The organism is Streptomyces hirsutus, from assembly GCF_001418415.1.
Taxonomy (GTDB): Bacteria; Actinomycetota; Actinomycetes; order Streptomycetales; family Streptomycetaceae; genus Streptomyces; species Streptomyces hirsutus.
Map to the genome: position 1 here is coordinate 1 of NZ_LIQT01000565.1, position 6,391 is coordinate 6,391.

The 6,391-nt window shown below is 71.4% G+C and carries 6 protein-coding genes; all 6 read left to right on the plus strand.

The annotated features are described in order from the left end of the window. The first annotated feature begins 87 nt into the window (after nucleotides 1-87). From AOK11_RS34460 to AOK11_RS34485, 6 genes are read left to right on the plus strand one after another with little or no spacing between them, the layout of a single operon-like run. A complete protein-coding gene (locus AOK11_RS34460) occupies nucleotides 88-567 on the plus strand; it encodes an urease subunit beta (RefSeq protein ID WP_055597593.1) in 480 nt (159 codons plus the stop codon). Between the two features lies 1 nt (nucleotide 568). Further along, nucleotides 569-2,293: an urease subunit alpha gene (gene ureC, locus AOK11_RS34465; RefSeq protein WP_055597594.1), complete on the plus strand. Its 1,725-nt coding sequence runs from the start codon at nucleotides 569-571 to the stop codon at nucleotides 2,291-2,293. 4 nt (nucleotides 2,294-2,297) lie between these two features. After that, nucleotides 2,298-3,062, plus strand: coding sequence for an urease accessory protein UreF (locus tag AOK11_RS34470; protein ID WP_055597595.1), 765 nt, complete (start codon nucleotides 2,298-2,300; stop codon nucleotides 3,060-3,062). Nucleotides 3,063-3,103: 41 nt separating this feature from the next. Next, nucleotides 3,104-3,724, plus strand: a complete 621-nt coding sequence (gene ureG, locus AOK11_RS34475; protein ID WP_055597596.1) for an urease accessory protein UreG — start codon at nucleotides 3,104-3,106, stop codon at nucleotides 3,722-3,724. A 1-nt stretch (nucleotide 3,725) separates the two neighbouring features. Then, entirely contained in the window at nucleotides 3,726-4,667 is a 942-nt protein-coding gene (locus tag AOK11_RS34480; protein WP_055597597.1) for an urease accessory protein UreD, read from the plus strand. A 31-nt stretch (nucleotides 4,668-4,698) separates the two neighbouring features. Continuing rightward, nucleotides 4,699-6,045, plus strand: coding sequence for an ammonium transporter (locus tag AOK11_RS34485; RefSeq protein WP_055597598.1), 1,347 nt, complete (start codon nucleotides 4,699-4,701; stop codon nucleotides 6,043-6,045). The last annotated feature ends 346 nt before the right edge of the window (nucleotides 6,046-6,391 follow it).

Genomic DNA, 6,391 nt, shown 5'->3' on the forward strand with positions numbered 1-6,391 from the left:
GGACGGCCTCCCGCACACGCCCCACCGTGCCGACGTCACGCACCGGGGTGCCGACCCTCACGTCCTCCCCTCCCACAGGAGTCTTCGATGACGCTCCCCCCGCGATACCAGTACGGCGACGGCCCGATCGAGATCAACGCCGGCCGGCGGACCGTCAAGGTCACCGTCCGCAACACGGGCGACCGGGCGATCCAGATCGGTTCGGACTACCACTTCTTCGAGGTGAACTCCGCCCTCGACTTCGACCGCGACATCACGCTCGGCATGCACCTCAACATCGCCGCCGGTACCGCCGTCCGCTTCGAGCCCGGCGGCACCCACGAGGTGGAGCTGTGCACCTACGCGGGCACCGGACGCCTCCACGGCTTCAGCGGCCTCCTCAACGGCAGCGTCAAGTCGCACCCCGCCCGGGTCGAGGCCGTCGGCCGGGCACTGCGGCGCGGGTTCCGCGGAGCGGGCCAGGAGGAGGACGCGGAGCAGGGGACCGGCGGCGCGGCCGGCAAGGCGGGTCCGGGCAAGGCGGACGCCAAGAAGGCACAGAAGGCCAAGAAGAAGGGATCCAACTGACATGCCGACCCTCTCCCGCAAGCAGTACGCCGACCTGTTCGGCCCCACGGTGGGCGACCGCTTCCGGCTGGCCGACACCAACCTCGTCGTCGAGGTCGAGAAGGACGTCCGCGAGGGCTCGTACGGCGACGAGGTGGTCTACGGCGGCGGCAAGACCATGCGTGACGGTATGTCCTCCGACCCGCAGGCCACCGCCGCGCAGGGCGCCCTCGACCTCGTGATCACCAACGTCGTCGTCCTGGACCCGGTGGTCGGCGTGGTCAAGTGCGACATCGGCGTCAAGGACGGCTTCATCGCGGGCATCGGCAAGGCCGGCAACCCGCAGACCCAGGACTCCGTCGACCCCCGGCTCGTCGTCGGCACCGGTACGGAGGTCATCGCCGGCGAGCACCTGATCGCGACCGCCGGGGCCATGGACGCGCACGTGCACCTCATCTCCCCCCAGCAGTGCGAGAACGCCCTCAGCAACGGCATCACCACCCTGTTCGGCGGTGGCACCGGGCCGACGGACGGGACCAACGGCACGACCTGCACCCCCGGCCCCTACAACCTCGCCCGTTTCCTGGAGGCCGCCGAGGACCTGCCGGTCAACCTCGGCCTCATGGGCAAGGGCAACGGCAGCCGGCCCGGGGCACTGGACGAGCAGATCGAGGCCGGCGCCGCCGCCCTCAAGGTCCACGAGGACTGGGGCTCCACCCCCGCCGTCATCGACAACGCGCTGGCCGTCGCCGACCGTCACGACGTCCAGGTCGCGATCCACACCGACACCCTCAACGAGGGCGGCTTCTTCGAGGACACCCGTTCCGCGATCGACGGCCGCACGATCCACACCTTCCACAGCGAGGGCGCGGGCGGCGGCCACGCCCCCGACATCCTGCGGGTCACCGGCGAGCCCAACGTCCTGCCGTCCTCCACCAACCCCACGCTGCCGTACACCAAGAACTCCGTGGACGAACTGCTGGACATGGTGATGGTGTGCCACCACCTCAGCCACGACATCCCCGAGGACCTGGCCTTCGCGGACAGCCGGGTGCGTGCCGAGACCATCGCGGCCGAGACGGTCCTGCACGACCGGGGCGTCATCAGCATGATCTCGTCCGACTCCCAGGCCATGGGCCGCATCGGCGAGTCCGTCACCCGCGCCTTCCAGATCGCACACGTGTGCAAGGAGGCCTTCGGGCCGCTGCCCGAGGACTCCGCACGCAACGACAACCATCGCGTCCTGCGCTACCTGGCCAAGGTCACCATCAACCCGGCCGTCGCCAGCGGCGTCTCGGACCACATCGGGTCGATCGAGGCGGGCAAGCTGGCGGACATCGTCCTGTGGCCCATGCACTCCTTCGGGGCCAAACCGAAGATGGTCATCAAGGGCGGCATCGTCTCCTGGGCGCAGATCGGCGACCCCAACGCCTCGCTGCCCACACCGCAGCCCGTCTACTACCGGCCGGCGTTCGGCCGCTACGGGCGGGCCATGCAGTCGACGCACGTCACCTTCATGTCGCAGGCCGGCATCGCGGCCGGGGTGCCCGAGAAGCTGGGCCTGGAGCGGAGGGTGCTCCCGGTGCGCAAGACCCGCACCATCGGCAAGCACAACATGATCCGCAACGACGTCGTGCCGGAGATCGAGGTCGACCCGGAGACGTACAAGGTCACACTGGACGGCGAGGTCGTGACCATCGACCCCGCCCAGAAACTCCCGCTCAACCAGCTGTTCTTCCTGGTCTGAGCGCATGTACCGCGACGAGACCACCGAGCCGGACCGGTCCGCCCCGGGCGCCCGGTCCGCCCGGGACGCCCGGACGCAGGACACGGACCTGGGACACCTCCTGATCGGCCTCCAGCTGACCGACTCGGCCTTCCCCAGTGGCTTCTACACCCTGTCCCACAGCCTGGAGGGCTTCGCCCAGGAGGGAGCCGTCGACCGCGACTCCCTCCCCGCGCTGCTCCACGACCTGCTCCGGCACGGCGTCGGCCCGTCCGACGCCACCGCGCTGGCCCTGGCCCACCGGGCCGCCGCGGCGGGGGACTGGGCGGCGGTGGCCGCGACGGACCGGCGGCTGCACGCCACGAAGCTCAACCGGGAGATGCGGCAGGCCGCCACCCGGACCGGGCGCCAGCTGCTGGACCTCGCCGCCGAGGTCTTCGGCGGGGCCGGCATCGCCCGGTACCACCGGACGGTGACGGCCCGCCGGGCGCCGGGCACGCAGGCCGTCGCCGCCGGGGTCGTGTACGCGGAGACCGGGGTACCCGTGCGGCAGGCCGTCGCCGCCGACCTGTTCGCGTTCTGCGCGAGCTTCGCCGGCGCGGCGCTGAGACTGCGGCTGACCGATCACCGCCTGGCCCAGGTCCTGCTGCGGCGGACGGCTCCGGTCATCGAGGAGACCACACACCAGGCACTGACCCGGGGCCTCGGCGACCTCGGGGCGACCACCTTCGCCGCGGACATCATGTCCGCCCGTCACGAGCGGGCCGAGGCCCGCCTGTTCGCCAGCTGACCGCCATCCGGCCACGGCGGTCGGCACCGGAGAGGAAGACCATGCGAGACAACGTCCTGCGCGTCGGAATCGGCGGTCCCGTCGGATCGGGGAAGACCGCTCTCATCGAGGCACTCGTCCCGATCCTGATCAAACAGGGCCACCGGCCCGGGGTGATCACCAACGACATCTACACCCAGGAGGACGCCCAGCACATCCGCCGCACGCTCGACGGGGTGCTGGAGGGCGAACGCGTCGTGGGCGTGGAGACGGGCGCCTGCCCGCACACCGCCGTGCGCGACGACCCGACGATGAACCTGGCCGCGGGCGCCGAGATGCTCGAACGCTGCCCCGACATCGACGTCCTCCTCTACGAGAGCGGCGGCGACAACCTGACCCTCACCTTCAGCCCGGTCCTGGCGGACGTGTTCGTCTTCGTCCTGGACACCGCCGAGGGCGAGAAGATGCCGCGCAAGCGGGGACCGGGCATCACCGACTCCGACCTGCTGGTCATCAACAAGACCGACATCGCCCGGTACGTGCGGACCGACATCGACGTGATGGAGGCCGACGCCCACCGCGTGCGCGGCGACGGACCGGTGGTGCTGACCGACTGCCTGACCGGCAAGGGCGTCGACGAGGTCGCCTCCTTCCTCGAGTCCCGGCGCAAGGTGCTGATCTGACGTGCCCGCCGTCCGCGATCGGCTCGCGCCGGAGTACTACGAGCCCGTCCGGCTCCCACCGGAGCTGTCCGCGTTCTCGGGGGCGCCCGAGACCCTCGGCCCGGGCTCACCGGCCAAGGTCGGCATCCTCGATCTCGGATTCGTCCTCCGCGGGGACCGGACGGAACTGGCCGAGCGGTACCAGAAGTCGCCCCTGGAGATCATGCGCCCGCTCTACGTCGACCCGGCGCTGCCCGGCATGGCGTTCACCTACGTGATGGCCACGGGCGGCGGCATCGCCCAGGCCGACCGCTACCGCCAGGACTTCCGGTGCGGTCCGGGAACCCAGGTCCTGGTCACCACGCAGGCGGCCACCAAGGTCTACCGGATGGAACACGACTACGCGACGCAGCGCATCCACCTGACCGCTGCCGACGGCGCCTACGTCGAGTACCTGCCCGATCCGCTGATCCCCTTCACGGGGGCCCGCTTCCACCAGGACGCGGTGCTCACCGTCGACGAGAACGCCACGGTGGTGTACGCGGAAACGGTCACGGCGGGCCGGATCGCCCACGGCGAGCGGCACGCCTACACCGTGCTCACCAACGACCTGGAGATCCGCCGGCCCGACGGGACGCCGCTGGCGGTGGACACCCTGCGGCTGCGGCCGGAACGGCACGGAGGGGTGACCGGGCCGGGCGTCTTCGCCGGGCACGACCACGTCGCCTCGCTGTTCGTGGTGAGCAACCGGCGCCCCGCCGCCGAGATCGCCGACACCCTGCACCGGGCCCTGACGGGCCGTGAGGTGCTGCACGGGACGAGCGTGCTGCCGGAGGACTGCGGGGCCTGGGTGCGGATCCTCGGCCATGAACAGCCCCGTGTCGCCGAGGCCGTCCGCGCCGGGTGGGACGCCGTACGACGGCTGCTCACCGGCCACCCCGCCCCCGACCTGCGCAAGCCGTAGCGCACCCCGACGCGACCAGGAGACCATGCCCGTGATCACCGCACCCGCCCCCATGCCGCCCGGCTACGACTCCGGCGACACCGCCTGGATGCTGGCCGCAGCCGCGATGGTGCTGCTGATGACCCCCGCCCTCGCCTTCTTCTACGGCGGCATGGTCCGCACGAAGCACATCCTGGTGATGCTCAAGATGAGCTTCGCCTCGCTGTGCTTCGTGAGCATCCTCTGGTACATCGTCGGGTACTCGCTCGTCTTCGGTCCGGACGTGGGCGGCGCCGGCCTCATCGGCAACCTGGACCACGCCTTTCTGCGGGGCATCGAGCCGAACACCCTGACCGGGTCCATCCCCACCTACGTCTACACCACCTTCCAGATGGGCTTCGCCATCGTCACGGTGGCGCTGATCAGCGGATCCATCGCCGGCCGCGCGACGATGCGCGGGTGGCTGGTCTTCTCGTCGCTGTGGCTGCTGATCGTGTACGTGCCGGCCGCGCACTGGGTCTTCGACACGGAGGACGGCTGGATCACCAAGCACCTGGGCGCCCTGGACTTCGCCGGCGGTCTGCCGGTGGAACTCAACTCGGGCATCGCCGGACTGGCCGTGGCCCTGGTCATCAGGGGCCCGGCGGACTTCCGCCGCAAGGAGCCGAGGCCCAACAACATCCCCCTGGTCATGATCGGTGTGGCCCTGCTGTGGTTCGGCTGGCTGGCCTTCAACGCCGGGTCGGCGGTCCGCGACACCGGCACCGCCGCCACGGCGTTCATCAACACCCAGCTCGGCGCGGCCGGAGCCATGGTCACCTGGCCGCTGGTGGAGTACTGGCGCACCCGCAAGGTCACCATGATGGGCGTGGGCTCGGGTGCGGTGGCCGGCATGGTGGCCATCACCCCCGCGTGCGGCGAGATCGACCCCACCGGCGCGCTGATCACCGGGCTCGTCGCCGGTGCGGTCTGCGCGTACGCCGTCACCCTCAAGTACCGCCTGAACGTGGACGACACGCTCGACGTGGTCGGTGTGCACGGCGCGGGCGGCCTCGTCGGACTGCTCATGGTCGGCCTGTTCGCCACGGCGAACGTCAGCGGCAAGGAAGGCCTCTTCTACGGGGGCGGCCTCTCCCTGCTCTGGCGGCAGATCGTCGCCATCCTCGCCGTCGCCGCGTTCTCCTTCATCCTGACCTGGATCATCGCCAAGGCGGTCGACGTCGTCATCGGCTTCGCGGACGAGGAGACGTACGCCGCCGTACCCGGCGAGGACGAGGAACGCGCCTACGACCTCCGCACCGCCGAACGCCTGGACGCCCTGACGGCCGGAGGCCGGGGCCCCGACAAGGAGACCCTGGCCGAGATCCAGCGGCTCCTGCGGGACCACCGGGAGGGCTGAGGGGCGCCGATGGGCGCCTCACGGGTGCGACCGGACGACGAGTGGCTGCGTCAGCGGTCCGGAGCCGCCGCCGCGTCACACCGGACGGCCCCCCTCTGCTCCGGCTCCACCGCCGTTCGACCGTGACCGGCGACCGCCGGCCGAGCCGCTCGTCCGGAGCCGCCGCGGTACCGGAAGCCGCCACGTCGGGCACCGGATGCGGGCCGCGGCCCCGGGCTTCCGCGACGGCACGCACCATCGGCGACGCACCGCTCCCGTGGCCCCGGGCCGACGGAGCGACGAACAGCCGGCCGACGACGGCGATCGCGTCGACGCCCACACCGGCACAAGCGCTCCACAGCCCGGG